Source organism: Pseudoalteromonas sp. EB27 (genome assembly GCF_001974875.1).
GTDB lineage: Bacteria > Pseudomonadota > Gammaproteobacteria > Enterobacterales > Alteromonadaceae > Pseudoalteromonas.
Window position 1 is genome coordinate 156,170 of the sequence record NZ_MTQD01000004.1, and the last position, 26,183, is coordinate 182,352.

The following is a 26,183-nucleotide window of genomic DNA, read 5'->3' on the forward strand; positions in this document are numbered from 1 at the left end:
AATTGAGTCAAATAAAAATGGGAACGCTGCACGAACGTATGTTTAACTTAAAGTTCTGTATGGATATTACGTGACGTAATATGAACTAGCGTTTACTAAAGTATTGTTATTTGTCTCTTAGTTAATTTGTTTTGGTGCGGCGCGTTTGATGATATCGCTGAAGTGAAAATAAGTGGGGATAGCGCAATTGATTATCAGATCGCTGGTATTCAAATGAATAGGGGTTGTATTTAGGTGGTGAAAATGAAGAGGCTCACTACTTTTAAAATTTGCAATTAATAGCTGAATTTTACTAGTCGTCCACCTCAGGGCATGTTGTTATATTTTATATGCAAATCAGCCATTGGTTAATGCACTAACAATAACACCTGAAATTATTGATGTAACTAATGCTAATGCAGCGACTAAATACCAACCTTTTCTAGTCTCATTTCTTGTATTAAAATACTCGATTGATTTAGAGCCAATATATAAATATGAATCATCTTTGTTACCCATGATAGTTACCCCATCATATGTTTGACTTCCATCTCCCTGAGAATATGCCTGAAACATTCTAACTTGCTTATAAGTTTCAAGTTTACCATTGTTATCAAAGTATACAGGCCCTGTAAAGCCGATATATTCAGAGTCCAACAAGGCAGCGAGTGAGTAAAAATCACGATGGTCATTATGTGTACGAATCATAATTGATGATATTTCTTTAATACCCGCATCATCATTGTCATAAATATATTTTAGAATTTGATAATGACTATTTTTCAAAGTGACTCCGAAATTGAATAAAAATATAACAAGTCTCTAGGTTAACCCGTTTTTTATTTGTTTTTATTAATAAACAAACCATAGCTAAGTTCCTATTTTGGTTCAATCGGTAACTCAGTTATGCATAAATTTTCAAAAACGGCTCTGGTAATAATCCAAAAGCCTGTCATCTCAATTCAATATATCGGCATTATCTTTTGTTTGATTTATACCAATAAGGATTTTCTCCAAATAAGTAAAAATAAGCATTATCGCTAATTGTAGGCAAACAAAAATAATAATGGAGAACGGTGAACTTGATAGCATACTTTGTGTTGTTTTTTCTGAAGTGGCGGCCAAGTAAAAATCAACATAGGTCAAAAGTAAAAATAAGCCCGAGACATAAAGTACAACTTTAACTTTTGCACTGCGTAGCTTTGAAACCACTTCATCATTAGTCATTTAAAACGCCTTTAACTGTATTATTTTTTTAAGACGTTTTTTAATGACCTTTTGCTCGCAATAAAGCCCGATAAAACCACCAACAGCAATTGAAGCCACAACCAACAACCAATATAAAGAGCTGTTAGATGCCTGAATACCCGAAATATAAAGGTATAAGTTAAACGGGATAATAAAAAATAAGCTACCTAATACTTTAATGAATTCCCTAAAAAGCTCTGTATCAGACTTTGCTTTGTCGATATGAGAGTTAATAGTTTCATTTGATATCTCATTTAGCTCTGGGTATGTCTTTTGTAACCAATTTAAATAATTCAATTATGCATCCTTGTATTTTTATATCTAGTGCTGCCTTAAATAGGCAAAATATATTTGTAAAAATAAGCATTGTGGCAGCAAAGCGAACTACTTTTTGTTCTTGGTCAATTTATTGCTAACTTCATATTTAGCTTTACCTTGGTTTGCACGTAAACCTGCAAAATAGGTTACCGCAGCTATAGGTAAGCAAATAAAACCGTATGCTTTAAAGCTTTCTAAAAAACCACTTTTCTCGCTTATAATGCCACCAAATAAAACCCCAAGAATGGTAGGCAATAAAATAGCTGCAGCTGCGTATATAAATTTTTTCATTCTTAAATCCTTTTATGATTAGTAATTTTGTTTGTAATGATGCTCACCAAGAGCAAAATGTATTTTTATCTTATTTTAATTATTCTTATCCGCTACTGGTTAAATCGCTTTTCGCATTTTATTTAATAACTCGTAGCATGCTTTATACAACAGTATTTCCATGTCTTCGTTATGATACAAAGGACCCCAACGAAAAAAACCTCTTAAGCTAAATTTTTTAGCAATAAATTGACGCCACGTAACAGATTTAGAAACGCTGAACGTTTTAATCGTCTTATTGTGTTTAATGTTATACAAGCGCGATACTAACTTAACTTTTGGTCGCCAAAATAGCGGAATAATAGCTGTATCAAAATCTATAGTGAATGCATCACCACCATGCAAAGTAACTATAACAACATCTAAACCAATATCTGATTTTTTAGGCTCTTTAATAGACGAAATACTGTGAAGACAAAAAATATCTTCAAGCTTCTTGTGCATATGATCTTGTAGGGAATCCCCCGTTATATAAAAAAACGACTCTATTTTAGAAAAATGGCTGTTATTAGCCACAGCTAACGATCTAAAATAAACATTCGGCTTTTCAGAGCTAAACCAATCAAATAGCAAATTCAAATTCCTTTTTACTTATGCCGAATAAATAGGCCATAAAGTTGTTATCTAAGGTTAGGGTGAAAAAAGCAAAAACCAGCTGTTTATGTTCTGCTTTACGATTTTTTATTATGCTTAATTATTTTACTACGTAATTGAACCCCAAGTAACGTCCCTAATAAAACAGCAATAACATGCAGCAAAGCCGAAACCAAATATACTAAAGGCTCCATTGATATCTCTAATAAAATGTATAGTAAGGCACCGACACTTAGATTAATAAACCAATAAACCGCCATAACTAAAAAGGCTTGTTTATAGGGACTCACTGTTTGCTTATAGCCTAAGTAAAAATACACGATTAAAAAGGTTACAAATCCGAGGACGTAATAAGTAAAAGCTAATGAGGTACTTTGAGTCATCTCATCAAAGCCAACAATCTTTGTTGCTATTGTTGATAAAGCAACTAGCAATAAATACAAGCCTAATGAAAAGAGTACAATCCTAGAGTATTTCACGATAATCCTTTAGTAATAAAACGAGGCTGCAGAATAACTCCTATAGCCAAATTCAATTAATTAGTTTCTTTAATTAACTCTAAGCATTTTAATGCAATGTGTAATAAATGTATTACCCATTAAAAATGGCTGTTTTCTTAAAAAAGTAATTCTACAATCTCAATGCTTACATGAGGGGCTGATAATAACTTGTCGTAATGTGTAGCAAAAAGAACTAAGCAAACAGTTAGTAGTCGCTTGTTAGTAGTTTATACCACTAACCTCACGTAGAAATTTTTAATAAAAACAAACCTAACCCGCCGAATAAAGTTAAAAATACCACCAACATTATAATCAGCGTTTTGGATTCACCTAATGATTGCATTAATCCCATTTCAGTCGGTAATACTTGCTCAAGCAGACTTGGCTGTTTAATTTTGTTTTTTTGACCTCTATCCATAATACACATTCCATATAACTAATACTGCTAACGAGCTTGTAAATTAACTCGTTTTTTATTTGTTTTTATTGATAAACAAACCATAGCTGAGTTCCTATTTTGGTTCAATCTTTTACTGTATTTCACGTGGAATATAAAAAGAGTTAGCTGTTGTTTTAATTGGCGTTTTGGAATGAGTTACGAGTGCTTGAGTGTCTTTATTTTAGGTTAAAAGGGCTTTCCCTTTTCAGTACATCGTGTTTTGCAGCTTTTCTATATTATGAACAGGGCAATACAGTTGCCATTGCGTAAAATAAAGGCATTCACATTCGTTTTACCCTGTAAGGTCAATTTATTCATATCTTTATTGACCGTATTATTCCGATTTTTATTTAAAGGAAAGCAGACTTAACAAAGCCGAGTTGTTTAACATTTTTTAATAAAAATTGTTGTCGTCTATCGGGTTACCTATTACTACTTTCATCTTGTCAACGTAGCTCAGCTTTTTTGCGTGATACACTTTCATGGATTCAACCTAACTCACTGCTATCATTAATTATTTCCGTAAAGTTAGAATGGGTGTCATCCTAACTTATTTCGTAAATGGTTTTATTATGTAACGTCACCGTCAAGTCCAAATTTTTTCCTGTTCAAAACTAGCGCTGCCATCAGAGTTACTCCTAGCACTGTACCAACAGGGAACATGAAGAGTAACAATGTTGAATATATCATTAGTGCCCAAAAAAGCCACTCAGTTCGATAGTTTAAGCCCACAACGGAAAATGTTAAAAAGCAAAGCGCAACTAAAAATAAGATGAACCCTGTTATTGTAGACAAAGCTGTTGATGACATTTCTTCTTGTGATATTTTAGGTTCATTATTTCCAAACAGCGTTATCTCTTGAAATGAAGATGACATAATTAAATACGAATCAACAATTCCCCAAAGTGGTGCCCAGAAAAGCAATAATCCCAAAACTGCGACGTATTTCCCTATAGTTTCCTTGTTCATCATCTCTCCTCACGTAGTTATATAACGAACCTGTAGATTAACTCGTTTTTTATTTGTTTTTATTGATAAATAAACCATAGCTGAGTTCCTATTTTGGTTCAATCGATTACTGTACTTTTACGCAGAATATAAAGAAGTGTTTGATTTTGTTTTAATTGGCGTTTTGGAAAGTATTACTGGAAATTTGGTATGGTTGTCTTTTTTACTCTTTGTAGAATGAGCAGGATTATCTGTGCGTTATTTATTTGGGGCTAAAGCATCGTTAATTGACCACGATAGTTGGCAGCAAAAAGTCAAAGGAAAACCTCATAATACCATCATCAAATCATTGGCATTTAAGTAAATACAAATCCTATTTAGGTCCTGGAAAACACATACGCCCTACGATGAATCAACTTACTTAACTGCATTAAAAAGTAAGGGATCCCCCCAATTAAAATTTGCGGTGGAAAGTGAGCTTTAGCGCTTGCTGTCCACCTCAGGGCGTGTTGTTATATGTTCGTTATTCAACAAGATAATTCTTTTTTTGCTGATTTCACCGCTGAAACTAGTTGTTCGTAACCATATTTAGCCATAAGAGCCTGCACGTAGCCTTGGCAAACTGTTCTTTCTGGTTCCCACGATAAATGCTCAGATTCGTTAATTTGAGAACTAGCAATACTCTGCACTTCACTAATTTCATAGCGCTCATCACCTGTTAGTTTATTTGCTCTAATTTTTGGTAAAGGTCTTTGCAAAGAAAAAATTTCTTTACCACCATCGATGATGGTATTTGATCGAGTGTCAAATAAAACCATTTTCCATTTTTTTAATTTTAAATCAACGGAAAGTGAGGGAATAATACAATCAGAAATTAAGCTAGAAACAGTGAGGGAATCATTCGCTTTAGCTGATGACTTTATCTCTTTAAAAATACTTGAATTAAACTTAACCAATCGGTCACTACGCACAAATTTAGCTTTATTGCTATCTCTCAGCCTAAATTCAAGATCTGTAAACAACCTTGAGGAATTTATCATTTTTTCTGATAACTCTCTAAATTCAGATTCAGATAAGTTTTTTCTATTTGCATGTTTTTTTAAAACCATAATGCCCTCCAATTAACGATAAATGGAGTTTACACCGTACATCCTGCACTTACAACCCCCCCCATTTAATATACACCCCCCAATTTAAAAAAAGGTAAGGGCATACAACGAGACTGTAGAATAACTCCTAATAGCCAAATTCAATTAAATAATGAGTTTCTTAATTAACTCTAAGCATTTTAATACAATATGTAATAAATGTATTACCCATTAAACAGGCTGTTTTCTTAAAAAGAGTAATTCTACAATCTAAACGCCCGCATAAGGGGCTGATAATAACTTGTAGTAATGTGTAGCAAAGAGAACTAAGCAAACAGTTAGTAGTCGCTTGTAAGTGGTTTATACCACTAACCTCACGTAGAAATTTTTAATAAAAACAAACCTAACCCGCCGGATAAAGTTAAAAATACCACCAACATTATAATCAGCGTTTTGGATTCACCTAATGATTGCATTAATCCCATTTCAGTCGGTAATACTTGCTCAAGCAGACTTGGCTGTTTGATGTTGTTTTAATTGGCATTTTGGAAAGTATTACTGAAAAATTTAGTGTGGGTACCTTTTTTATTCTTTCTAGGATGAGCTGGATTACCTGTGCGTTATTTATTTTAGGCTAAAGCACCGTTAATTGACCACGATAGTTGGCAGCAAGAAGTCAAAGGAAAACCTCATAATACCATCATCAAATCATTGGCATTTAAGTAGATACGAATCCTATTTAGGTGCTGGAAAACACATACGCCCTACGATGAATCAACTTACTTAACTGCATTAAAAAGTAAGGGATCACCGCTGTTAAAGTTTGCGGTGGAAAGTAAGCTTTTGCGCTTGCTGTCCACCTCAGGGCGTGTTGTTATATGACTTTTACGTTTTAAATTATGACCACAATATATGAACTTTAACCTTGTAGGTTTGCCAATTTATTTGAACCCAGCCACCTACAGCGTTCTCTTCTCCAGGGTATATTTCATATTCACTAATAAACTCTGTTATAGATATTGGGTTGTTATCCTTTAACCGTTTTGAGTTACTTATCCAATTTTTGAGATTTGTCTCAGTACTAGTAAACTCCATATCATATGTTCGATTGAATCCACCGCCATACATTTCTATATTAAAGTCTTTAATATTTTCAGGTAAACCTGCTAGTCCACCTCAAGATAAAGTGTGCTTAATAGAGTCATTTACTCGCCAAGGGAACATATAGCTTGAAGTTTCATACCAAAGCATTCCCATAACAAGAACAACCAATATGAAGAAACTCCACAATAATTTTTTTAGCACGGAACATCCCTAGTCATATAAACGCCGTTTTAAGCGGCAAATTGCAGTTAGCTAAAATAAGTGAGGCACGAAAAAAAAGCCAACTGTAATTTGTCCTTGTTTAACAGCTTCTTATGCATTAATTGCACTTGGTTTCACCGCCCCAATTGTCAGTGAGTTTTGCTTGGTAATAAACTTGCGCCCACGATGGTCTTTCAAGTTTTAAATTATTCGGGCTGTAAATAATCTGACTTAGACAACCGCCGAAAACAAAACCAGAAGACGATAATGTAACAAAAACATTACCTTTATATAGTTCTATTTCTGAAGCTCCAACGACCGATAACAGATTTAAATATTCAAGGTATCGTGTTTGCGTAAGCTTATACTCTGATAAAATACGCACGAATGATACATAATAGCCATATTGCTTTGCCCATCCCTTATCATATAACTGATATTCACCTAAGCGATCATTTCCAACCTTAAATTTTTGGAGAAACTTTGAGTCATCAGTGATCATTTCGCGTAGCTGAGTGTATTGCAGTTTGTGCTCAGAGAATTTGGTCTCAAGCTCTTTATCGGTCAAAGCTGAATCAATGTTTTTACTACATGACGTTAAAGAGACAATTAACAATATAAAAAATATGCGCACTGACTCTCCTTAATGCATAACGAGCCTGTAGATTAACTCGTTTTTTTATTTGTTTTTATTGATAAACAAACCATAGCTGAGTTCATATTTAGGTTCAATCGATTGCTGTGTTTTTACGTAGAGTAAAATTGTTTTATGTTGTTTTAATTGGCATTTTTGAGGGGTTACTGGAAAAGTTAGAATGGGTATCATTCTCACTTTTTTCAAAATTCACATGGTCAAAGTATGGGTTTTTCTCTCGCGCTTTAAGTACGCTGATTGTAGTTAGCACAATGAGTTGCAACTCGCTATTTACGCTAACAACTATGCATTCGTCTCTATTAGCATTGCGCTTTGTGTCAGTTGCTACGCCACATACACCATCGCCATTTTTTAATATAAGCTCAATGCTTAAATGGTGCATACAGGCAATTTCGATGTAGTCGTATTGGTTGCAACTAATCATAACGTCCTCTTTATATGTTATTTAGTCGGTTTAAAAACCATTAAAAAAGCAATAACAACAAGGTTGGCTATATACCAAAGATCTTTAATTACAAACTGCCCTAAGCGTTCCAATAAAGTGGAAGAACTAAATGCACCGGTTGCGGTAATTAAGAACGTTTGGGTCATCATAAATACGCTTAAACACGCTAAGCCACTTACAATAATTAGCTTTTTATTATTTAAAAATAGCCCTAAGCCCAATAACACAGCAAATAATACATCAAACCCGCCAATCACGTTAGATGCACCTTGTACGCTAAATACCGTGTATAACCACGACATAAACGGTGAGGTTTCTACTAAACTTACAATGCCTTTTGCTTCAAACTCGTAAAACTTCATGCCGCCGATCCACAGTAAAACCATAGCAACCGGTATAAAGTTTAAAAGTACGTGTTGTTTGTCGGTAAGTTTGTCTTTATAAAACAAAAACAAATACAAAGGCACTACTGCAAAGTATTTAATTATGCCCTGCCCACTACCAATGATTGGAAAGCCACCAAGTTGCGCCATCCAACGGTTACTGGCAAACAAGGTAAGTAATGCAACCAAACTTATAATTGCTGCAAGTAAAAGTGCTGGCGTAGGTTTCATTAGTTTAAGGCGAGCGATCACGGTGGCAAACGCTAAGGCAATCATAAAGGAGCCACTAATTAAACCTAACGCAGATACAGACATTAGTGAATCAACGCCGTAAAAACTAAACGTAGCCGTTAACGTATTAGGGTTTGCCCCTAACGCAAACGATAAGCCAAGTAACAAAAAGCTACTCGCTAATAAAAAAGTAATCACGTTGTTGGTTAGTTTTAAGTTCATTGTATTTCCAAGTATTCGTTAAGACTTACAAAGACCTTACGAACCTATAAAACAATTCAAGCTAACTCTTAAAAAATAAGAGTTGATTAAGCACAACGTAAGCTCTCATCGGGTAACTTAATTATTCATTTAGTTTATGGTTTATTACCTCTTTATTAATAAAATTAAATAAGTTTAATTTTCATATGATGTGTGTCATTTTTTTTATTATTAAATGAAGTAGAATAACGTTGCCTTTTCAATACACTGAATGCATGCATTTCTAAAACTTAGGGACATTTTTAATGAAAGGTAGTGATATTCGAGTTACCTCTGGACTGATTTCTATAGCCATTGTTTTATTACTTTGGTTTGCTGTACCGCCTCCGCAAGGTGTTACCGAAAACGCATGGCATTTGCTCGCTTTATTTATTGGTACTGTAGTTGCCATTATTGGTAAAGCAATGCCTATCGGCGCCATTGCTATTTTAGCTATTACCTCTGTTGCATTAACGGGCGTAACTAATGACAGCCCATCTGGCGCTATTAAAGATGCATTAAGTGGCTTTTCTAATTCATTAATTTGGCTGATTGGTATTGCTATTATTATTTCTCGGGGTTTAGCTAAAACCGGTTTAGGTAATCGTATTGGCTATAATTTCATTTCTTTTTTTGGTAAAAAAACTATTGGTATTGGCTATGCACTCGCGCTGTCTGAACTTGTTATAGCGCCTGTGACGCCAAGTAATACCGCGCGAGGCGGCGCTATTATTCACCCAATTATGAAGTCGATAGCAACAAGCTTTGGCTCGTCTCCTGAGGAAGGCACATCTCGTAAAATTGGGCACTACCTTGCTTTGGTGAGCTACCATATAAACCCTATTACATCAGCTATGTTTATTACGGCAACTGCGCCAAACCCTCTAATTGTAAAGCTGATTGCTGATGCTACCGGTGCAAATATTAGTATTACTTGGAGTACATGGGCGCTGGCAGCGCTTGTTCCTGGTTTGCTATGTATTGCCCTTGTCCCTTTGGTTGTTTATGCCATTTACCCACCTGAAGTGAAAAGTACACCCGATGCTAAAACCTACGCAGAATCTAAATTAACTGAAATGGGCCCAATGAGTTATAGCGAAAAAATAATGGTGGGTGTTTTTGCTATGCTGCTTGTTTTATGGGCCGGCGTACCCGCAATGATTTTAGGAGCTGAGTACGCGGTTAATACTACCGCAGTGGCTTTTTTAGGTTTGTCGGTTTTATTAGTAACGGGTGTATTAAGCTGGGACGATGTACTTAAAGAAAAGTCTGCGTGGGATACCGTTGTTTGGTTTTCAGCATTAGTAATGATGGCCACTTTTTTAAATAAACTAGGTTTGGTAACGTGGTTTTCAACGCTTGTTGAGAGCAACATTGCGCAATTGGGCTTTGACTGGATTGTATCGGCTATTATATTGGTAGCTGTGTATTTTTATGCTCATTACTTTTTTGCCAGTACCACAGCACATATTACTGCTATGTTTGCCGCATTTTACGCCGCAGGTTTAGCGCTTGGCGCTCCACCTTTATTTTTAGGTTTACTGTTAGCTGGCGCTTCATCACTGATGATGTCGTTAACGCATTACGCAACAGGCACATCCCCTATCGTGTTTGGCTCAGGCTATGTATCATTAAAAGACTGGTGGGTAATGGGCCTTATAATGAGTATTATTAATTTAAGTGTATGGGGAATTATTGGCGGGCTTTGGTGGAAAGCACTTGGGTATTGGTAGTATTGCCTTTGTTAGTTTGGCTTGCACATTTAATACTGCGCACTTGAGTTTAGAACAAGTTCAAGTGCTTCAGCCCTAAAAATATAAACATTAGGGCTGTTAGAAGGGAGCATTATGGTTTTTAAATTCATAAAGGCAGCATATTCAGACCGAGACTACTTATTAAGCCTCAGAAAACTGACTATGGTTGAACACTTAGAAAATGCCGGGTTATTTTTAACTGATCAACAGCATGTTTTAAGGCTTGATGATCAATATGATTGCTCTCACCTTATAGTTATAAATGAGGTACAAATTGGTACTTTAAAATACCAAACGCACGCTCAATACATTGAAATAATGCAATTACAAATACATCCATTGCATCAAAATAAAGGGTATGGGAGAGCTGTTATTGAACAAGTTATTACAAGTGCGCAATCAAAACCCATTAAACTCACTGTGCTTAAAAACAACCCAGCATTAGGACTTTATAAGCGGCTGGGTTTTACTATAACTGATGAGAATAATTACGAGTACTACATGCAAACGCGGGCTACTCGTAGCTAAAATTAGTCGCTTTGATCTCTGAAGTCTTTTTTTCTGAAAATAGTTAAATGCCAACCCCAATGCAAAGAGCCTAATCTTAAAAAGATAGTCGTGAAAAATGATCCTAAAATACACCAAATGTAATCTACATTAAGGCTAAATAAAGCGGCATAAACTGCACCACCCGCTAAACACGCAGAGGCGTAAGGTTCGCTGCGCATAACCGTTGGCACCTCACGGCAAATTACATCACGTATTAAACCACCAAATATGCCTGTAGTAATACCCATGGTAATCGCGACCACCATGCCGGAGCCATTAATGAGTGCTTTCTCTATCCCCATAATATTAAATAGCGCCATACCAACAGCGTCTACCAATAAAAAGTAGTAGTTATTAACGCGCGGTAAGTATCGAATAAATGCAATTGTTGCTATAATGGCCCCGTAGGTCGAATATAAATACTCTGGAGTGGCAATCCAAAATACCGGTTTGTTTAAAAGTATATCTCTGAGGGTTCCGCCCCCTAGTGCTGTAACGGTTGCAACCACTACTACGCCAAAACCACTAATGTTTTTTTCATACCCAAGCAATGCCCCTGCAACAGCAAAAAATGCAACACCGAGTAACCCTAGTACCATAAAGTATTCAGCAGTCATGGTAATTCCTTTTTAAAGTTTATTAGGAGTTGTATCAACTTACGTGCCAAAAAACTGAGTAAATATAAATAAACCAACAATTTAAGTGACTGAAATTTATAAGCTTATTTAATTTATTAAAAAACGTTAGCTATGTGATATTTAGTGAAGGATTAACAAGAGTAATTATTTTAATTATGGGTAGTTTTTACACGTTAAAGTACAGAGGGATTTTGTTACAGAGTTGCAGTCGAGCACTTTTAAATTTTAAGCAAAAATTAAATGAACAATAAAGCTATTACCAATATTACAAAAATAATAGGCAATATTGCATGTTGCCAGTTTTGTTCTTTATTTTGATTATAGAGTGTTTGCATTGAGCTTTTATCATTATTGGTAAAACTATGCTGGCACTGCATACAGTTTTGGGCTTTTATGCTCACCCAAGTACCACATTTAATACATGCGTAACACCTCGACAGTTTATCAAACTCGTTTGTGTTCCTAAATATTCTCATTTATCACCTCATTGATTTTCGCCGCAGTAAGAAACCCAATGAATAATATATGCTCTTTAAATTCATTGTTACTTCTTTACTTTATTCAATAATTTTTACATTTGGAATGTTTTGTAAAAGGTAGGATTTTAAAGATTCAAACGCATCTTTATTGAAAATAAACTCAGTTGTTTTACCATCAACTTGATTATACGGTAGTGCAAATACACCGTGCCTCTTAGTTTTGTCGATGACAACTTTGTTAATATCGTTAATATTAAACACTTGCTTATAAACGTATAATATTTGCCCCTCAACGCGTACAGCCTTTAACGGGCTTTGCTCAACATTGCGCGAACGAATAAACACAAAATATAAAATAACGGGAAATAAAAACAGGTTAAACGCTTGCAAACTAAAAGGTTTATCTATCAATACAATATATGTTGAGTAACAAATTAAAGAGGCCGCTAGTGCTAAAATTAGCTGTGTGTTGTTTTTCATAATCATCCTTGGTTACTAGTCAAAAAAATCGGTAAGGTTTTTTAATTATATTACCAATTTAGTGAAATACGCCATTTTGTAACTTTTGCTAATCAAACTTAAATCCGGGCAAAGCTGCCATAATTAATATCCTGATTAATCTACATAACTCACTTTTGTTCCCGCTAAATGATCATGTAAACATCGTTTATCTTTTCCAAATATAAATAATGGATTAACAAAACCAGCTATAAACTGACCTACCGAAGGGACAAGTGATAATAGTTGCATACAAAGCATGCGTTTAAAGTAAATTGTAGTAAAGCTTGCTTGTGTACCATCTAAATTTTCAATACGGATAGACATTAAAGATTTACCAATTGTTTGTCCGCGTTGGTACATAAGGTAACCATGAAGCACTAACGTGCTTAATATGCCATAACCTAGCAAACCTGCAGATAAAGTAAGTGTTGGTTGGCTTAAATTATCAAACCATACGAGCATGAATACAGGAATAAAACAAACAACACCTAAAATGCCATCAACAATAGCAGCCACTAGCCTATCTGAGCGCGTTGCTTTTTCTCCTGCTAGTTTTGATACAACATTTTCAGATGGGCTCTGTGCTTCTCGCGTTTTAATTAAGTCGTCTATTTCTTTTGCTCGATCTGGGTAGGTTTCGCGATCGATAGCTCTCGCTGATGAGTAAAGCTCATCTAAAGTGTAGGTAGAAAAGTCTATTTCAGAGTCCATGAAAACAAAATCCATATAGTGTTATTAAAAAGTAATTTAACACAACTAATTTAAGCCATTCAATTATTTAAGATTATCAAATAAAAAAGCTACTAAAAAGTAGCCTTTAATTATTAATTAAATACCATTCAATTAGCTGTTAAAAATGCCATTTAACCAACAGGTTTGGGTTGTGCTCTGTTTGACCATCTACACCAAATTTATTTTTCCAATATACATACTCAATACCCACATCAAGGCGGCCTGTATCTAAGCCGAGCATAGGTGCAATATTGTATTTAATCTGTGAGGTAAAGTTAAAGCCACCTTCACTTTTACCAAACATTGTGTCGGTGCTATCTACAATATCTAAAAAGCCATCGTATCTAAAGTTACCTTTGTTATAGCCCCATGTGACTGTTATTTGGTTATTATCTTCACGCTCTATACCTATTTCATCTTGAAAACGACGATAATAAGCCACATTAAAATACTGAAAGCCAGGTACATCAAGTGATACACCGCCCCCTAATAAATAGTTATTTTGATTCGTATCTCCCGAGCCATACTCTGTTTGTAGGCCTAAAAACACCTCTTTAACAAAGCTATCTTGCGGCTTGTAAAGAGTAGGGTTTATGTTTAGCTCCCCATACACTTCATCGGGGTTACTTAGTCTATCCATAAAAAAGAACGTACTGCCCCAAGTATGGCCCGATGCATGCTCAATGGTTACCACACTTCTGTCGTCTTCCTCCCCTGAAAATGGCTCTAGGTAGTCGGCTCCGGTCATTGCGGTAATACTAAAATCAGACCAAAGCTCTTTAGCCGATACACCTGTAGAGCACATTGTAATTGCAGTTACGAACGCTATATTTTTTATTATTTTGATTTTCATTGTTAATCCCTTTAATGATTTTTATTAGTTTAGTTAAGATGATCTGTACTTGCTGAGTAATTCTCTGGTAGTACCAACGTCATTATTATTGCGGTGATACCCGATACCGTCACTGCGCTACCAAATATAGCGGTAACTAACTTAGGTGCGTTTGCAAACAACTCTGGTACAAAACTAACACCTAGCCCGAGCCCTAAACTCACTGCAATAATAAGTAGGCTTCTGCGATTTATTTTTTCGCTTGCGAGTATTTTTACGCCCGCGGCGGCAACGGTGCCAAACATTACAAGCGTTGCACCGCCCAAAACAGGTTTAGGTATATTTTGTAATACAGCACCAATCACAGGAAACAAACCAAGAATGATTAAAATACTGCCGATCCACAGGCCTATATGTCTGCTGGCAACACCGGTTAGCTGAATAACGCCGTTGTTCTGACTAAAAGTAGTATTAGGAAAAGTGTTAAATAAGGCGGCAATCATCGAGTTAACACCATCACCTAAAATACCACCACGAATACGTGCTAAGTAACTAGGTCCTGTAACAGGTAGCTTAGAAACAGCACAATTGGCAGTAATATCACCAGTCGATTCAATTGCAGTAATAAGGTATAAAAAGCCAAAGGCTATGAGTGCACCAAAATCAACATTAAAGCCGTATTTAAAGGGCAGTGGGATGGCAATTAAATCAAATTCACCTAATTTGAATTTAGCGATACCTAATACAAAGGCTAGTAGCCAGCCAAGTATCATTGCAACTACGACAGCCGTTAGCCTTACCCATTGATTTTTACTGGCATTAAGCAGCACTACTAAAGCAACAACCGAAAAACCAACAATTAAGTTACTCGTTGAAGCAAATTTTTCAGGCATATTAGTAAGTAACCATTGCCCGCCGCCTATATCAGTCATGCCTACTTTAATTAGGTAAATACCAATAGTGGTAATCACCACACCAGTGACTACTGGCTTTATTACTTTGCCTAATTTACTAATAAAAAAACTAATGAATACTTCAACAAAAGCGGCTAAAAAGCACACAGCAAATATAGTGCCAAGGACTTCGTCATTATTGCCACCCGTTGCTTTAACGGTAAAGCCTGTCGCTAAAATAGTTCCTAAAAAGGCAAAGCTTGTACCTTGCACACATATCAATCCTGACCCCACCGGGCCAACACGCCGCGCTTGTATAACCGTGCCCACACCAGATACAAATAATGCCATACTAATTAAATAAGGTATTTCGCTGCCAAGGCCTAGCACCCCACCAATAATAAGCGTGGGCGTAATAATGCCAACAAAGCTTGCTAGTACATGTTGCAAGCCTGCAAAAAATGATTCGGTCGCGCCTGGGGTGTCATCAACCGCATATATAATATCGTCAGACGAGCTTGTGTTTATTGACATATAAACCTCTACGTTTTGCGAGTTAGCCACTGTATTTGTCTAAGTGACCAACTCATTGTTATTGCGTTAACGGCTTATTTAAGCTGCCCTTCAACGCCCTCAACATAAAAGTCCATACCCAACAACGTTTTGTCGTCTATTGTTTTACCCGCCTCAATAACCAGCTCACCTTGCTGATTTTTTATAGGGCCAGTAAATGGATGGAATTCACCTTTACCAATTTTCTCTGAAATCGCGTTCACTTCACTCACAACATCACTTGGAATGTCTTTACTTAGCGGCGCTAAGCGAGTCATCCCTGAGCCTATACCTTTCCATATATCTTGCGATTGCCATTTATCGTCAAGTACCTGCTGTACACGGTCTGCGTAAAATTCATCCCAATGATGAACCGCCGCCGTTAAATGTGCTTTTTTACCATAACCGCTCATATCTGAGTGGTAGCCAATAGCGTAAATACCAGCGGCTTCAGCTGCTTGCAGTGGTGCAGGCGAATCAGTATGTTGAGTTATAATATCAACGCCTTGATCTATAAGGCTATCGGCAGCTTCTCGCTCTTTACCCGGATCAAACCAGCTATTAACCCACACTACTTTTACTTTTGCATTAGGCTTTACTGAGCGCAGGCCAAGCGTAAATGCATTTATACCGCGTATTACCTCCGGAATAGGAAACGCAGCAATATAACCAATACTGTCGGTTTTACTCATGTGCCCTGCAATAACACCTGTTAGGTAGCGTCCTTCGTAAATGCGATCAAAGTAAGTGCTTACGTTTTTTGCGCGTTTATAGCCTGTAGCATGCTCAAACTTTACATTAGGAAACCGTTTAGCCACTTTAAGTGTTGGGTTCATGTAGCCAAACGACGTTGTAAATATTAAATCGTGCCTGCTTTTGGCTAGTTGCGTAATAACACGCTCAGCATCGGCTCCTTCTGGTACGCTTTCAACAAAAGTAGTTTCTATTTTGTCGCCAAATTTGTCTTCTAGGTACTGCCGGCTTACATCGTGTGTATACGTCCAACCGGCCTCACCAATTGGACTTACATATACAAAGCCTACTTTTACGTTATCTTTTGCAGTAGCTGATGCGCTTATGCACAAGCTCAATGCAACCCCGAGTGTTGTTATAAGTTTTTTCATTGTTATTCTCCGTGTTATATTTTTAATATCCTGTTGAAGCAGGTGATTTACCTTATTGATTTTGTAATTAATTTAATGACCCTTGTGCCAAGGTTTACCTAGCCACATGGGTTCGTACATTTTTAGCTTTTGTTTATTTTTACTGAGCATAATCAGTACAATAAGTGTTGCACCATAAGGCAGCATGGCTAATAAGTTAGAATCAACCGCTAAACCGAACGCTTGTGCAACTAAGTGCATAATGCTGGCAAAGCCAAATAAATAAGCGCCAAGCATTACGCGCTCAATACGCCAGCTTGCAAATACCACGAGCGCAAGGGCTATCCAACCTCGCCCTGCCGTCATGTTTTGAGTCCAAAGTGGTGTATAAGCCAACGACAAGTAAGCGCCCGCAATACCAGCCAGTGCGCCGCCAAACATAACGGCTAAATAACGTGTACGCATTACAGGTAAACCTAAGTTATTACCCACACTTGGGTTTTCACCAATAGCCCGTACTGCAAGCCCTGCTCTGTGGTATTTAAAAAACAAATACGCACCAAGCACTAAACTCCAACTTAAATACACAATGGCGTCTTGCGAAAATAGCGCTTTGCCTAATACCGGAATATGCTCAAACCCTGCAATTGCTAAAGTAGGTAACGCGTTAATGGTTTTTCCTTCATAGTCGGCACCTAAAAATGCCGAAAGGCCAGTACCAAAAATAGTCAGCGCCAAACCTGCAGCCACTTGGCTAGCATTTAAATTAAGCGCTACAAAAGCGAAAATAAGTGAGGCCATAACACCAACCAAAGCTGCTACCGTAAAACCAATAAATAGGTTGTCGCATTGGTACATGGTTATAAACCCTGCCACCGCGCCTAAAAGCATCATGCCTTCTTGCCCTAAATTTAAGGTGCCGCTTTTTTCGCATACCATTTCACCCAGCGCCACCAGCAATAAGGGGGTGCCTGTACGAATAGTGGCGTATAAAATATTAGTAATTACATCTAAATCCATAATTTAAGACTCCTGTGCAATATGTATTGGCTGCGCTTTTTGTTGTTTAAATGGCAGCGAAAATCTAAGGCGATAAGTAATAAGCACATCGCACGAGAGTAAATAAAACAGCATTAACCCCTGAAAAATACCGGTAATGGCGTTTGGTAAACCCATGTTAATTTGCGCAAGCTCACCTCCCATATAAATAAGCCCCATTAGTAGGCCCGCAAACGTAATTCCTACTGGGTGCAATCGCCCTAAAAAAGCAACAATAATGGCGGCATAGCCATAACCAGGTGATATTTGTGGAACCAGCTGTCCAATAGGCCCTGCTACTTCGCCCGCACCAGCAAGCCCCGCTAAGCCACCGCTAATAACTAACACTCCCGTAATTAATAATGCTCGCTTGTAACCCGCCATTTTGGCCGCGGATGCATCAAGCCCAAGTACTTGTATTTGAAAGCCTATAAAGGTTTTACTAATAAACACCCACGTGGCGCATAGCGCTAATAACGCAAACGCTAGGCCTAAGTGCAATCGAGTACCGTCGAATAAAACAGGCAATAACGTGCTATCGCCAAACAATGCGCTTTCAGGAAAGTTATAACCGTGAGGATCTTTGAGTGGCCCATGAACAGCCCACAGCAATACATTTACTGCTATGTAGTTGAGCATTATGGTGACTAAAATTTCATTAGTGTTTAAACGCAGCTTCATAAAAGCAGCAAGCCCCGCCCACAACATGCCACCAGCAATACCCGCAAGTAATGTTAGTGGCATTGCAAAAGCACTTGATGAGTCAACAAAGTTAACGGCTACAGCACTTGCACATACACCACCAATAAGCAGTTGCCCTTCTGCGCCTATATTCCAAACCGATGCTCTATAACAAAGCGCTAAACCATAGGCGCATAGCAAAATAGGAATGGTCATTACAAGTAGCTCAGTTACACCATACCAATCGGCAACAGGTGCTATAAGCAATGTATATAAGGCATTTAGCGGGTCATGCCCTAATAAGGCAAACACCACGTAACCGGTTATTAATGTGAGTAAGATAGCTAAGACAGGAGAGAAATAACTCCAAGCCGGCGAGCGCTGAACACGTGGTTCTAACTTAATCATGCTAGAGCCCCTTTTGATGTTTGTAATGTAGGCAGATTATTAAGGTCGTCACTAAAATCGCCAGCCATCCACTGTCCTAACTGCACAAGCGGTACGGTATCGGTGTTTAAAATAGGAGACAGTTTTCCATCGCAAATTGCGCCAATGCGGTCGCAAATCTTATAAAGTTCATCTAAATCTTCTGAAATAACGAGTACCGCACACCCTTCGTCACGAAGCTTTAAAATAGCTTCATGTATCGCCACTTGTGCGCCTATATCTACTCCCCAAGTAGGATGCGACATAACGAGTAGTTTTGGGCTTTGCTCTACCTCGCGACCAATAATAAATTTTTGTAAATTACCACCTGAAAGGCTAGCTGCATGAGTGCGAAAACTTGGCGTTTTAACCTTGTATTTTGTTATGATTTTATTAGCAAGCTCGGTAATTTTTTGTTTTACTAAAAAGCCATTTTTAACTAGTCCACTATCAAAACTAGTCAGCAGTGTATTTTGCGCTAAATCCATAGTGGGCACGGCTCCTCGCCCAAGTCTATCCTCTGGAACACATGCAAGTCCAAGGCGGCGCCTTTTAAGGGGCGACAATGCATCAACAACAGTGTTTTTAAATTTAATGGCACGGCTACTTGCTTGAATTTGCTCCCCCGAAAGCACTTTTAATAACTCTTCTTGCCCGTTGCCAGCAACACCTGCAATGCCCACTATTTCACCTTGCTGTACTGCAAAGTTAATGTTTTTAAGGGGTGTTTCAAATAACGCTTGTGCCGCGGTGGTTAAACTATTAACGGTTAAAAAGTCAGCCGTCCCCAAGGCTCTGCGGGTTTGGTTACTAATTGGCCTGTTGTCGCCTACCATTAGCCTAGCAATTGACTCACTAGTTTCGTTTTTAGGAATACAATGCCCGCTTACTTTTCCGCCTCGCAAAATGGTCGCACTGTCACATAACTCAATCACTTCGTGCAGTTTGTGGCTAATAAACAGCACGGAGCAGCCTTCTTTTTTAAGTGATTTTAGAGTTTTAAATAATGCATAGACTTCTTGTGGGGTAAGGACTGAGGTGGGCTCGTCTAAAATAAGTAGTTGAATATCTAATAACAAACACCGCACGATTTCTACTCGTTGGCGTTCGCCAGTTGAAAGTGTTGAAACCAATCTGTGTGGATCTAATGGCATACCATAACGTGTTGATGTTTTTGTAATTCGACCCGCAAGCGTGCTGCTATGCCCTGCTAAATCACCTAACGCTAGTTCAATATTTTGGGCAACCGTAAGTGTTTCAAATAACGAAAAATGCTGAAACACCATTCCAATGCCTAAATCACGCGCATCAGCAGGCTCTTTTATATTCATTATGCGGCCATTAAAAAACATGTCCCCTTGGTCAGGTTTAACCACACCATAAAGCATTTTCATTAGTGTGCTTTTACCGGCACCGTTTTCACCTAATAAGGCATGCACTTCCCCATGCTTAATTTTTAAGGTTACGCCGTTATTGGCTATACATCCGGGATACTTCTTTGTCATTCCCTGCATAGTAAGGCGGTATTTATTATTCATTATTAACACCTTTTCAGTGCTTATTAAGTTAATAAGCATACTAACAACAACCAGCTGACCGAGCGGTCAACAATGGCATGGTAACTGCAATATACTTACCAAGATTAAAAAGTATTTTTCTTACCCGAGCGCAAACAACAAGAAAAAACATATGCCAAGCCTTTATGTATCAGGGCTTTATAAAAATTAAGGGGGTCTGTGTGATTCAATTTTTATTAAATAACACGCCAATTGAAATACAAGAATGTTCGCCAAGTCTCACCATTTTGGACTGGCTTCGCACCAAAAAAGGGAAAATGGGCACCAAAGAAGGCTGTGCAACTGGCGACTGTGGCGCGTGCACTATTTTAGTGGGTGAAGAGCGTATAAATGCAAACGGGCAAGCTAGCTGGCAATACAAAACTATGAACAGTTGCTTACTGTTATTAGGTAATGCGCATGCAAAACATATAGTAACAGTAGAAGCTGTGACTACTGGTTTATACCCAAATTTAACCGATTTACACCCTGTGCAGCGCGCGCTGGTAGAGTGCCATGGTTCGCAATGTGGTTTTTGCACGCCCGGTATAATAATGAGTTTGTTGGCTCTTTATATTAATGAGCCTACGTACCCCGGTAAAAAAGCGGTTATTCATGCACTTGGCGGTAACTTATGCCGTTGTACAGGCTATAGCCCAATATTACTTGCAGCCGAAAAAGCCTATAGCTATGAACGTAAAGCTGAACCGTACTCAACAATGGCCGCAAAATTTAAAGCGTCACTTAATACGCAATATGATGACGATGTTCCATTTTTAAAAAATGGTCCTCGCAAGTTCTATTTACCACAAACTGCCCAACAACTTGTTGAGCTAAAAGCGCTTTATCCTTATGCACATTTAGTTGCTGGTGGCACCGACTTTGCCATTGAGCTTAGCCAAAACATGCTCTTACCGGATGTAATTATCTCCCTTAGCCAAGTAAAGGAGCTTTGTACCTTGGCAGATAATAACGGTGAGTTACATATTGGTGCAGCACTACCTTATAGCCAATTTGTTGAGGCATTTTATAATCATTACCCTGAGTCAAAAGAGCTATTTGAACGCTTAGGATCAAGCCAAGTAAGAAACAGCGGCACACTCGGTGGCAGCATAGGGAATGCCTCACCAATTGGCGATCCAGCTCCCCTTTTAATCGCTCTTAATGCATCAATGGATTTATTAAGCAGCGCAGGCACGCGCACTATTAAAGTTGCCGACTACTTTATTGATTACAAAAAAACGGTTCTTAAAAGCGATGAAGTAATTAGTAAGTTCACCATCCCAAAGCGCCCAGAGTCACTAAAACTGGCATGTCATAAAATATCAAAACGATTTGAAGACGATATATCTACCGTTTGCTTGGTGCTTGCTATAGAGCATTCACAAAACATGATCACTCAAGCTCGCTGCGCTATGGGTGGGATGGCAGCTACTCCTAAACGCGCGCAGCATATTGAGAAAAAGCTGATATCTCAATCATTACAAGTGAGCACTTTCATAGATGCAGCTACCGCTATAAACGATGACTTTGCACCCATGAGCGATGTACGCAGCAGCGCACATTACCGCAGTACGGTAAGCAAAAATTTGCTACAGCGTATTGGAATTGAGTTTTGCGATGCACAGCCAGGTAGCAGTAAAAATAATAACAACATTGCCATTACGAGGATCTCACATGCGTCACTTTGAAATGGATAAACTAAAAGCCCAAGGTGGTAGCGTTGGACAATCTAAATATCACGAAAGCGCTATTAAACAAGTTTGTGGCAGTGCAAATTTTGCCGACGATAATCCTGAGCCTTACGGTTGCTTACATGCCTACCCAGTACTTGCGCCTGTTACAAGCGGCTTTATTAAATCAATAGATACTAGTCACGCACTTGCAGTTGAAGGCGTTAAACGCATTTTATCGGCGAAGGATGTACCGGGTAAATTAGATATTGGCCCGGTATTTCCTGGTGACGTATTACTCACCAGCCATGAAATTCAATACCACGGACAACCTGTATTAGTAATCGTTGCCGACAGCTACGAAATAGCGCGCCGTGCTGCTCGCCTAGTGGTTATTGAGTGCGAGCAAACTACGCCAATACTTGATATTAAAGAAGCGATAAAAAAAGAGCATTGGGTAAGGCCGCCTCATTCACTTAACCGTGGTAACAGCGAGCACGCAATTAATAACGCAGCCCACCAGCTTAAAGGCGAAATACACATAGGCGGGCAAGAACATTTTTACCTTGAGGGGCAAATAGCACTCGCTCAGCCCGATAACGACGGCGGGATTCATGTTCAATGCTCAACTCAGCACCCTACTGAGGTTCAGCACTTAGTTGCTAAAATTTTAAAAAAGCCATTTAGCTTTGTAAACGTAGAAACCCGCCGTATGGGCGGTGCTTTTGGCGGTAAAGAAACTCAAGGCGCACCATGGGCATGCCTTGCAGCCCTTGCGGTTTACTACCTTGGCTGCGCAGTTAAAATGCGCCTAGCCCGTAGCGACGACTTTAAATTAACCGGTAAACGCCACCCTTTTTATAACCACTATCATGTCGGTTTTGACGAATATGGTTTAATAGAAGGTGCCGACATTACCGTAAACGGATTTTGTGGCTACTCGCCCGATTTATCGGATGCAATTGTAGACCGCGCCATGTTTCATGCCGACAACGCCTACTACTACCCAGCCGCCACAATTAAAGGTAATCGCTGTAAAGTAAATACCGTAAGCCATACCGCATTTAGAGGATTTGGTGGCCCGCAAGGGATGATTATGGGCGAGCTAATAATGGACGATATAGCAGCCAAATTAGGTAAAGATCCGCTTGAGATCCGAAAACTTAATTTATACAAAAAAGGCCGCGACACCACGCCGTATCATCAAACCGTAGAGCAACATATTTTAATAGATATGATAAGCCAGCTTGAGGAGTCGGGTGACTACTGGGCACGTAAAGATGCTATTAAAGCATTTAACGCATCGTCACCTATTATAAAAAAGGGCCTTGCGATGACGCCGGTTAAATACGGTATATCGTTTACTGTACAACACTTAAATCAAGCTGGTGCACTTGTGCATGTATATAGCGATGGCTCAATACATTTAAACCATGGCGGCACCGAAATGGGCCAAGGGCTTAACACTAAAATTGCACAAATTGTGGCTCATGGTTTTGGGGTTGATTTTAACGCGGTAAGCATTAGCGCTACCCGTACAGACAAAGTACCAAACACCTCACCAACAGCGGCTTCAAGCGGTACCGACTTAAACGGTATGGCAGCCCTTAATGCAGTAAACACAATAAAAGAGCGCTTAATAAACTTTATAAGCGAGCACTTTGAAGTTGAGAGCAACACTATTGTATTTAAAGATAACCTAATTACCTTTAGTAAAGGCGAAATTAGCTTTAGTGAACTTGCAAGCCTTGCTTACATGAATCGTATATCGCTTTCATCAACCGGTTATTACGCCACGCCTAAAATTCATTACGATAGAGCCAAAGGCGAAGGCCGGCCGTTTTTTTACTACGCTCACGGCGTAGCACTGAGTGAAGTTGAGGTAGATACACTTACGGGCGAAAACACGGTAACACGCGTTGATATTTTGCACGATGTGGGAAGCTCAATTAACCCAGCACTTGATATAGGCCAAATTGAAGGCGCCTTTGTACAAGGCATGGGCTGGCTAACAACCGAAGACTTACAATGGAACGATAGAGGGCAGCTTGCAAGCTTTGGTCCTGCTAACTACAAAATACCAGCCATTGGCGATACACCCGCCGAATTTAACGTCAATTTATATAACTCTGCCAATCCAGAAACCACCGTATTTAGATCAAAAGCGGTAGGCGAGCCGCCGTTTATGTTGGCCTTTAGTGTATGGAGCGCTATTCGTAACGCCATAAGCAGTGTGGCTGATTACAAATACACCGCCCCACTTGATACGCCTGCTACACCTGAGCGTGTATTAAATGCAATTGAGCAAACCGCTAGCTGGTTTAAGGAGCATCAAAATGGCTAATTTAAATGAGTCGTTTCAGGGTTTTCATACTCAAAATTGGGCGCAGGCTATAAACGAGCACGAACAAAGCGGCACTAATTATGTTATTGCCACAGTGCTTGGCACAAATGGCTCAACCCCACGCGGCACAGGCTCTAAAATGGTAATAAGCGGCGAGCATATTTACGACACCCTTGGCGGTGGTCACCTTGAATACGTAGTAATTGAAAAAGCCCGCGAACTACTTGCCAAAGGCGAAGCCGCCCAAGTGATAGAGCAGTTTAACCTAGGTGCAAATTTAGGCCAATGCTGCGGGGGAGCTGCCACCGTTATGCTTGAGTGCATGCAATGCGAGCGCTTTACCCTCGACATTTACGGCGCAGGCCATGTAGCACAAGCGCTTATTGGTATATTGGCACAACTACCTATGCGTATACGTTGGATAGATAGCCGCGCCGATGTATTTCCACAATCAATCCCTAATAACGTAGTAAAAGTGGTTGATGAAGAGCCAACAGAACAAGTAAAACGTGCGCCTAAAGCTAACAATTACTTAATACTGACCCATAACCACCAGCTCGACTTTGCACTCACCCAAGCCATTATTAAACGCGCTGATGCCAATTGGCTGGGCGTTATTGGCTCTGACACTAAAGCAAAACGTTTTAAACAACGCCTAGCTCATCGCGACTTTACCACCGATCAAATAAAGCAAATGACCTGCCCTGTTGGGCTTGAAAATGTAACGGGCAAGCTCCCCATGGAAGTAGCAATATCAATTAGCGGGCAGTTAATTGGCCTTTATCAAGCTATGCAAACCCAAGCGCCAAAACGCCAAGGCCTGCAATGGCGTGCACTTAAAAATGCATTAATTAGCACCACGCACGAGGAAGAAAGCGCATGAGTAGCTTAAAAATTAATAATCTAAATGCGGCGCAAGCGCATCAAGCTTTAGAGCATTGCTGCGCCGCCCCTAACTGGGTAAGCGGTATGCTAAATATCATGCCATTTAAAAGTAAAGAGCACCTATATCAAAGCGCGCAAAACGTATGGGATAGCCTAGGCGAGAGCGACTATTTAGCAGCCTTTGAAGGTCACCCGCAAATAGGAGATTTATCAACCCTTAGCAAAAAATACGCCGCCACTGCACAAAAAGCGGGCCATGAGCAATCGGGTATGAGCAAAGCAAACGAAGCCGTACTTACCAAAATGATTACCCTTAATAGAGAGTACCTCAGCACGTTTGGTTTTATTTTTATTGTGTGTGCCAGTGGTAAAAGCGCCGAGCAAATGCTTGAACTCATAGAGCAGCGCATACACAACACCCGCAGTACAGAGCTAAATATTGCAGCGGGCGAACAAGCCAAAATAACAAAAATAAGATTGGAGTCATTGCTATGAATAAAAGTATGAAAAAAAGCCCTATCACTACCCATATTCTCGATACCAGCACTGGTAAACCGGCTGCAAATGTAGCAGTAAAATTATTTGTACAGAGCAATAACGAGTGGCATTTAATTGCTCAAGGCAAAACAGATACTGATGGGCGAATTACCGACTGGCTAGATACAGACGTAGAATTTGCAACCTACAAACTGGAGTTTGATTTAGATAGTTATTATCAAAATAAAGAAATGCCAGCGTTTTACCCAGAGGCGCAAATAACCTTTAGATTACAAGACAAAAAACACCATCACATTCCGTTATTGCTTAGCCCATTTGGCTACTCAACGTACAGAGGCAGCTAACA

The 26,183-nt window shown here is 38.8% G+C and carries 27 protein-coding genes and 2 pseudogenes; 8 read left to right on the top strand and 21 right to left on the bottom strand.

The genetic code is table 11. The annotated features are described in order from the left end of the window. Nucleotides 1-336: 336 nt before the first annotated feature. The 9 genes from BW142_RS06225 to BW142_RS06265 form a co-directional block, all read right to left on the bottom strand. On the bottom strand, nt 337-765 hold the full coding sequence (locus tag BW142_RS06225; RefSeq protein WP_076924290.1) for a hypothetical protein: 429 nt from the start codon (nt 763-765) through the stop codon (nt 337-339). A 171-nt stretch (nt 766-936) separates the two neighbouring features. Continuing rightward, nucleotides 937-1,206 (bottom strand): hypothetical protein, encoded by a 270-nt coding sequence (locus BW142_RS06230; protein ID WP_076924291.1) that lies wholly within the window; start codon nt 1,204-1,206, stop codon nt 937-939. Continuing rightward, nucleotides 1,207-1,524 carry a hypothetical protein gene (locus tag BW142_RS06235; RefSeq protein ID WP_010553581.1) on the bottom strand — a complete coding sequence of 106 codons (318 nt, stop codon included), beginning with the start codon at nt 1,522-1,524 and terminating at the stop codon, nt 1,207-1,209. An 87-nt stretch (nt 1,525-1,611) separates the two neighbouring features. Then, nucleotides 1,612-1,836 (bottom strand): hypothetical protein, encoded by a 225-nt coding sequence (locus BW142_RS06240; RefSeq protein WP_007584351.1) that lies wholly within the window; start codon nt 1,834-1,836, stop codon nt 1,612-1,614. A gap of 99 nt (nt 1,837-1,935) precedes the next feature. Then, entirely contained in the window at nt 1,936-2,448 is a 513-nt protein-coding gene (locus tag BW142_RS06245; protein ID WP_076924292.1) for a hypothetical protein, read from the bottom strand. A 98-nt stretch (nt 2,449-2,546) separates the two neighbouring features. After that, nucleotides 2,547-2,903, bottom strand: a complete 357-nt coding sequence (locus BW142_RS06250; RefSeq protein ID WP_076924374.1) for a hypothetical protein — start codon at nt 2,901-2,903, stop codon at nt 2,547-2,549. 307 nt (nt 2,904-3,210) lie between these two features. Then, nucleotides 3,211-3,387: a hypothetical protein gene (locus BW142_RS20710; protein WP_171972314.1), complete on the bottom strand. Its 177-nt coding sequence runs from the start codon at nt 3,385-3,387 to the stop codon at nt 3,211-3,213. Between the two features lie 591 nt (nt 3,388-3,978). Next, a complete protein-coding gene (locus BW142_RS06255) occupies nt 3,979-4,377 on the bottom strand; it encodes a hypothetical protein (RefSeq protein WP_076924293.1) in 399 nt (132 codons plus the stop codon). A gap of 506 nt (nt 4,378-4,883) precedes the next feature. After that, complete coding sequence (locus tag BW142_RS06265; protein WP_024593233.1) at nt 4,884-5,465, bottom strand: hypothetical protein; 582 nt, start codon at nt 5,463-5,465, stop codon at nt 4,884-4,886. Between the two features lie 657 nt (nt 5,466-6,122). On the opposite strand from BW142_RS06265, the pseudogene BW142_RS20830 reads away from it, so the two are divergent. Next, nucleotides 6,123-6,326: pseudogene (locus BW142_RS20830) on the top strand (hypothetical protein); the annotation flags it as partial. Between the two features lie 541 nt (nt 6,327-6,867). On the opposite strand, the gene BW142_RS06280 reads toward BW142_RS20830, so the two are convergent. From BW142_RS06280 to BW142_RS06290, 3 genes and pseudogenes are all read right to left on the bottom strand, one after another. Further along, nucleotides 6,868-7,383 carry a hypothetical protein gene (locus BW142_RS06280; RefSeq protein WP_076924296.1) on the bottom strand — a complete coding sequence of 172 codons (516 nt, stop codon included), beginning with the start codon at nt 7,381-7,383 and terminating at the stop codon, nt 6,868-6,870. A gap of 202 nt (nt 7,384-7,585) precedes the next feature. After that, nucleotides 7,586-7,828, bottom strand: a pseudogene (locus BW142_RS06285) (Rho-binding antiterminator); the annotation flags it as partial. A gap of 17 nt (nt 7,829-7,845) precedes the next feature. Next, the gene (locus BW142_RS06290) at nt 7,846-8,685 is read right to left on the bottom strand and encodes a DUF417 family protein (RefSeq protein WP_076924297.1); all 840 of its coding nucleotides are present in this window, start codon (nt 8,683-8,685) and stop codon (nt 7,846-7,848) included. Between the two features lie 284 nt (nt 8,686-8,969). On the opposite strand from BW142_RS06290, the gene BW142_RS06295 reads away from it, so the two are divergent. Both BW142_RS06295 and BW142_RS06300 read left to right on the top strand, forming a co-directional pair. Then, nucleotides 8,970-10,436 carry a DASS family sodium-coupled anion symporter gene (locus BW142_RS06295; RefSeq protein WP_076924298.1) on the top strand — a complete coding sequence of 489 codons (1,467 nt, stop codon included), beginning with the start codon at nt 8,970-8,972 and terminating at the stop codon, nt 10,434-10,436. 114 nt (nt 10,437-10,550) lie between these two features. Then, the gene (locus BW142_RS06300; protein WP_076924299.1) at nt 10,551-10,985 is read left to right on the top strand and encodes a GNAT family N-acetyltransferase; all 435 of its coding nucleotides are present in this window, start codon (nt 10,551-10,553) and stop codon (nt 10,983-10,985) included. 2 nt (nt 10,986-10,987) lie between these two features. Here BW142_RS06300 and BW142_RS06305 read toward each other — a convergent pair whose 3' ends face one another. The 9 genes from BW142_RS06305 to BW142_RS06350 all read right to left on the bottom strand — a co-directional run bounded on the left by BW142_RS06305 (nt 10,988) and on the right by BW142_RS06350 (nt 20,419). Then, nucleotides 10,988-11,623, bottom strand: coding sequence for a trimeric intracellular cation channel family protein (locus tag BW142_RS06305; protein ID WP_076924300.1), 636 nt, complete (start codon nt 11,621-11,623; stop codon nt 10,988-10,990). A gap of 578 nt (nt 11,624-12,201) precedes the next feature. After that, nucleotides 12,202-12,603, bottom strand: a complete 402-nt coding sequence (locus BW142_RS06315; RefSeq protein WP_076924301.1) for a hypothetical protein — start codon at nt 12,601-12,603, stop codon at nt 12,202-12,204. A 135-nt stretch (nt 12,604-12,738) separates the two neighbouring features. Beyond that, nucleotides 12,739-13,335: an RDD family protein gene (locus BW142_RS06320; protein ID WP_076924302.1), complete on the bottom strand. Its 597-nt coding sequence runs from the start codon at nt 13,333-13,335 to the stop codon at nt 12,739-12,741. Nucleotides 13,336-13,474: 139 nt separating this feature from the next. Then, nucleotides 13,475-14,209, bottom strand: coding sequence for a DUF5020 family protein (locus BW142_RS06325; protein WP_076924303.1), 735 nt, complete (start codon nt 14,207-14,209; stop codon nt 13,475-13,477). A gap of 29 nt (nt 14,210-14,238) precedes the next feature. After that, entirely contained in the window at nt 14,239-15,615 is a 1,377-nt protein-coding gene (locus BW142_RS06330) for a nucleobase:cation symporter-2 family protein (protein WP_076924304.1), read from the bottom strand. A gap of 74 nt (nt 15,616-15,689) precedes the next feature. Beyond that, complete coding sequence (locus tag BW142_RS06335) at nt 15,690-16,757, bottom strand: BMP family ABC transporter substrate-binding protein (RefSeq protein ID WP_076924305.1); 1,068 nt, start codon at nt 16,755-16,757, stop codon at nt 15,690-15,692. A gap of 72 nt (nt 16,758-16,829) precedes the next feature. Next, complete coding sequence (locus BW142_RS06340) at nt 16,830-17,756, bottom strand: ABC transporter permease (RefSeq protein WP_024600002.1); 927 nt, start codon at nt 17,754-17,756, stop codon at nt 16,830-16,832. A gap of 3 nt (nt 17,757-17,759) precedes the next feature. Next, nucleotides 17,760-18,863, bottom strand: a complete 1,104-nt coding sequence (locus tag BW142_RS06345; protein WP_076924306.1) for an ABC transporter permease — start codon at nt 18,861-18,863, stop codon at nt 17,760-17,762. Next, on the bottom strand, nt 18,860-20,419 hold the full coding sequence (locus BW142_RS06350; protein ID WP_076924307.1) for an ABC transporter ATP-binding protein: 1,560 nt from the start codon (nt 20,417-20,419) through the stop codon (nt 18,860-18,862). Before BW142_RS06350 ends, BW142_RS06345 begins: the two co-directional genes overlap by 4 nt. Nucleotides 20,420-20,619: 200 nt before the next feature. Between BW142_RS06350 and xdhA the strand changes: the two genes are divergently transcribed. The 5 genes from xdhA to uraH are packed head-to-tail and all read left to right on the top strand — an operon-like array spanning nt 20,620 to nt 26,181. After that, nucleotides 20,620-22,128: a xanthine dehydrogenase small subunit gene (gene xdhA / locus BW142_RS06355; RefSeq protein ID WP_076924308.1), complete on the top strand. Its 1,509-nt coding sequence runs from the start codon at nt 20,620-20,622 to the stop codon at nt 22,126-22,128. Next, complete coding sequence (gene xdhB, locus BW142_RS06360; protein ID WP_076924309.1) at nt 22,115-24,454, top strand: xanthine dehydrogenase molybdopterin binding subunit; 2,340 nt, start codon at nt 22,115-22,117, stop codon at nt 24,452-24,454. The genes xdhA and xdhB overlap by 14 nt, the downstream gene beginning before the upstream one ends. After that, entirely contained in the window at nt 24,447-25,337 is an 891-nt protein-coding gene (xdhC, locus tag BW142_RS06365) for a xanthine dehydrogenase accessory protein XdhC (protein WP_076924310.1), read from the top strand. The genes xdhB and xdhC overlap by 8 nt, the downstream gene beginning before the upstream one ends. Beyond that, complete coding sequence (gene uraD / locus BW142_RS06370; protein ID WP_076924311.1) at nt 25,334-25,834, top strand: 2-oxo-4-hydroxy-4-carboxy-5-ureidoimidazoline decarboxylase; 501 nt, start codon at nt 25,334-25,336, stop codon at nt 25,832-25,834. The genes xdhC and uraD overlap by 4 nt, the downstream gene beginning before the upstream one ends. Further along, on the top strand, nt 25,831-26,181 hold the full coding sequence (gene uraH / locus BW142_RS06375) for a hydroxyisourate hydrolase (protein WP_024599735.1): 351 nt from the start codon (nt 25,831-25,833) through the stop codon (nt 26,179-26,181). The genes uraD and uraH overlap by 4 nt, the downstream gene beginning before the upstream one ends. The last annotated feature ends 2 nt before the right edge of the window (nt 26,182-26,183 follow it).

Bases quoted from the DNA above. Each gene is read 5' to 3' on its own strand.
- BW142_RS06300 (WP_076924299.1), top strand. From the start codon at position 10,551: ATGGTTTTTAAATTCATAAAGGCAGCATATTCAGACCGAGACTACTTA.
- BW142_RS06295 (WP_076924298.1), top strand. From the start codon at position 8,970: ATGAAAGGTAGTGATATTCGAGTTACCTCTGGACTGATTTCTATAGCC.
- xdhC (WP_076924310.1), top strand. From the start codon at position 24,447: ATGGCTAATTTAAATGAGTCGTTTCAGGGTTTTCATACTCAAAATTGG.
- BW142_RS06290 (WP_076924297.1), bottom strand. From the start codon at position 8,685: ATGAACTTAAAACTAACCAACAACGTGATTACTTTTTTATTAGCGAGT.
- BW142_RS06305 (WP_076924300.1), bottom strand. From the start codon at position 11,623: ATGACTGCTGAATACTTTATGGTACTAGGGTTACTCGGTGTTGCATTT.
- BW142_RS06345 (WP_076924306.1), bottom strand. From the start codon at position 18,863: ATGATTAAGTTAGAACCACGTGTTCAGCGCTCGCCGGCTTGGAGTTAT.
- BW142_RS06265 (WP_024593233.1), bottom strand. From the start codon at position 5,465: ATGGTTTTAAAAAAACATGCAAATAGAAAAAACTTATCTGAATCTGAA.
- BW142_RS06325 (WP_076924303.1), bottom strand. From the start codon at position 14,209: ATGAAAATCAAAATAATAAAAAATATAGCGTTCGTAACTGCAATTACA.
- BW142_RS20710 (WP_171972314.1), bottom strand. From the start codon at position 3,387: ATGGATAGAGGTCAAAAAAACAAAATTAAACAGCCAAGTCTGCTTGAG.
- uraD (WP_076924311.1), top strand. From the start codon at position 25,334: ATGAGTAGCTTAAAAATTAATAATCTAAATGCGGCGCAAGCGCATCAA.
- BW142_RS06320 (WP_076924302.1), bottom strand. From the start codon at position 13,335: ATGGACTCTGAAATAGACTTTTCTACCTACACTTTAGATGAGCTTTAC.
- BW142_RS06240 (WP_007584351.1), bottom strand. From the start codon at position 1,836: ATGAAAAAATTTATATACGCAGCTGCAGCTATTTTATTGCCTACCATT.
- BW142_RS06340 (WP_024600002.1), bottom strand. From the start codon at position 17,756: ATGGATTTAGATGTAATTACTAATATTTTATACGCCACTATTCGTACA.
- BW142_RS06335 (WP_076924305.1), bottom strand. From the start codon at position 16,757: ATGAAAAAACTTATAACAACACTCGGGGTTGCATTGAGCTTGTGCATA.
- BW142_RS06315 (WP_076924301.1), bottom strand. From the start codon at position 12,603: ATGAAAAACAACACACAGCTAATTTTAGCACTAGCGGCCTCTTTAATT.
- xdhB (WP_076924309.1), top strand. From the start codon at position 22,115: ATGCGTCACTTTGAAATGGATAAACTAAAAGCCCAAGGTGGTAGCGTT.
- uraH (WP_024599735.1), top strand. From the start codon at position 25,831: ATGAATAAAAGTATGAAAAAAAGCCCTATCACTACCCATATTCTCGAT.
- BW142_RS06350 (WP_076924307.1), bottom strand. From the start codon at position 20,419: ATGAATAATAAATACCGCCTTACTATGCAGGGAATGACAAAGAAGTAT.
- BW142_RS06330 (WP_076924304.1), bottom strand. From the start codon at position 15,615: ATGTCAATAAACACAAGCTCGTCTGACGATATTATATATGCGGTTGAT.
- BW142_RS06255 (WP_076924293.1), bottom strand. From the start codon at position 4,377: ATGAACAAGGAAACTATAGGGAAATACGTCGCAGTTTTGGGATTATTG.
- BW142_RS06230 (WP_076924291.1), bottom strand. From the start codon at position 1,206: ATGACTAATGATGAAGTGGTTTCAAAGCTACGCAGTGCAAAAGTTAAA.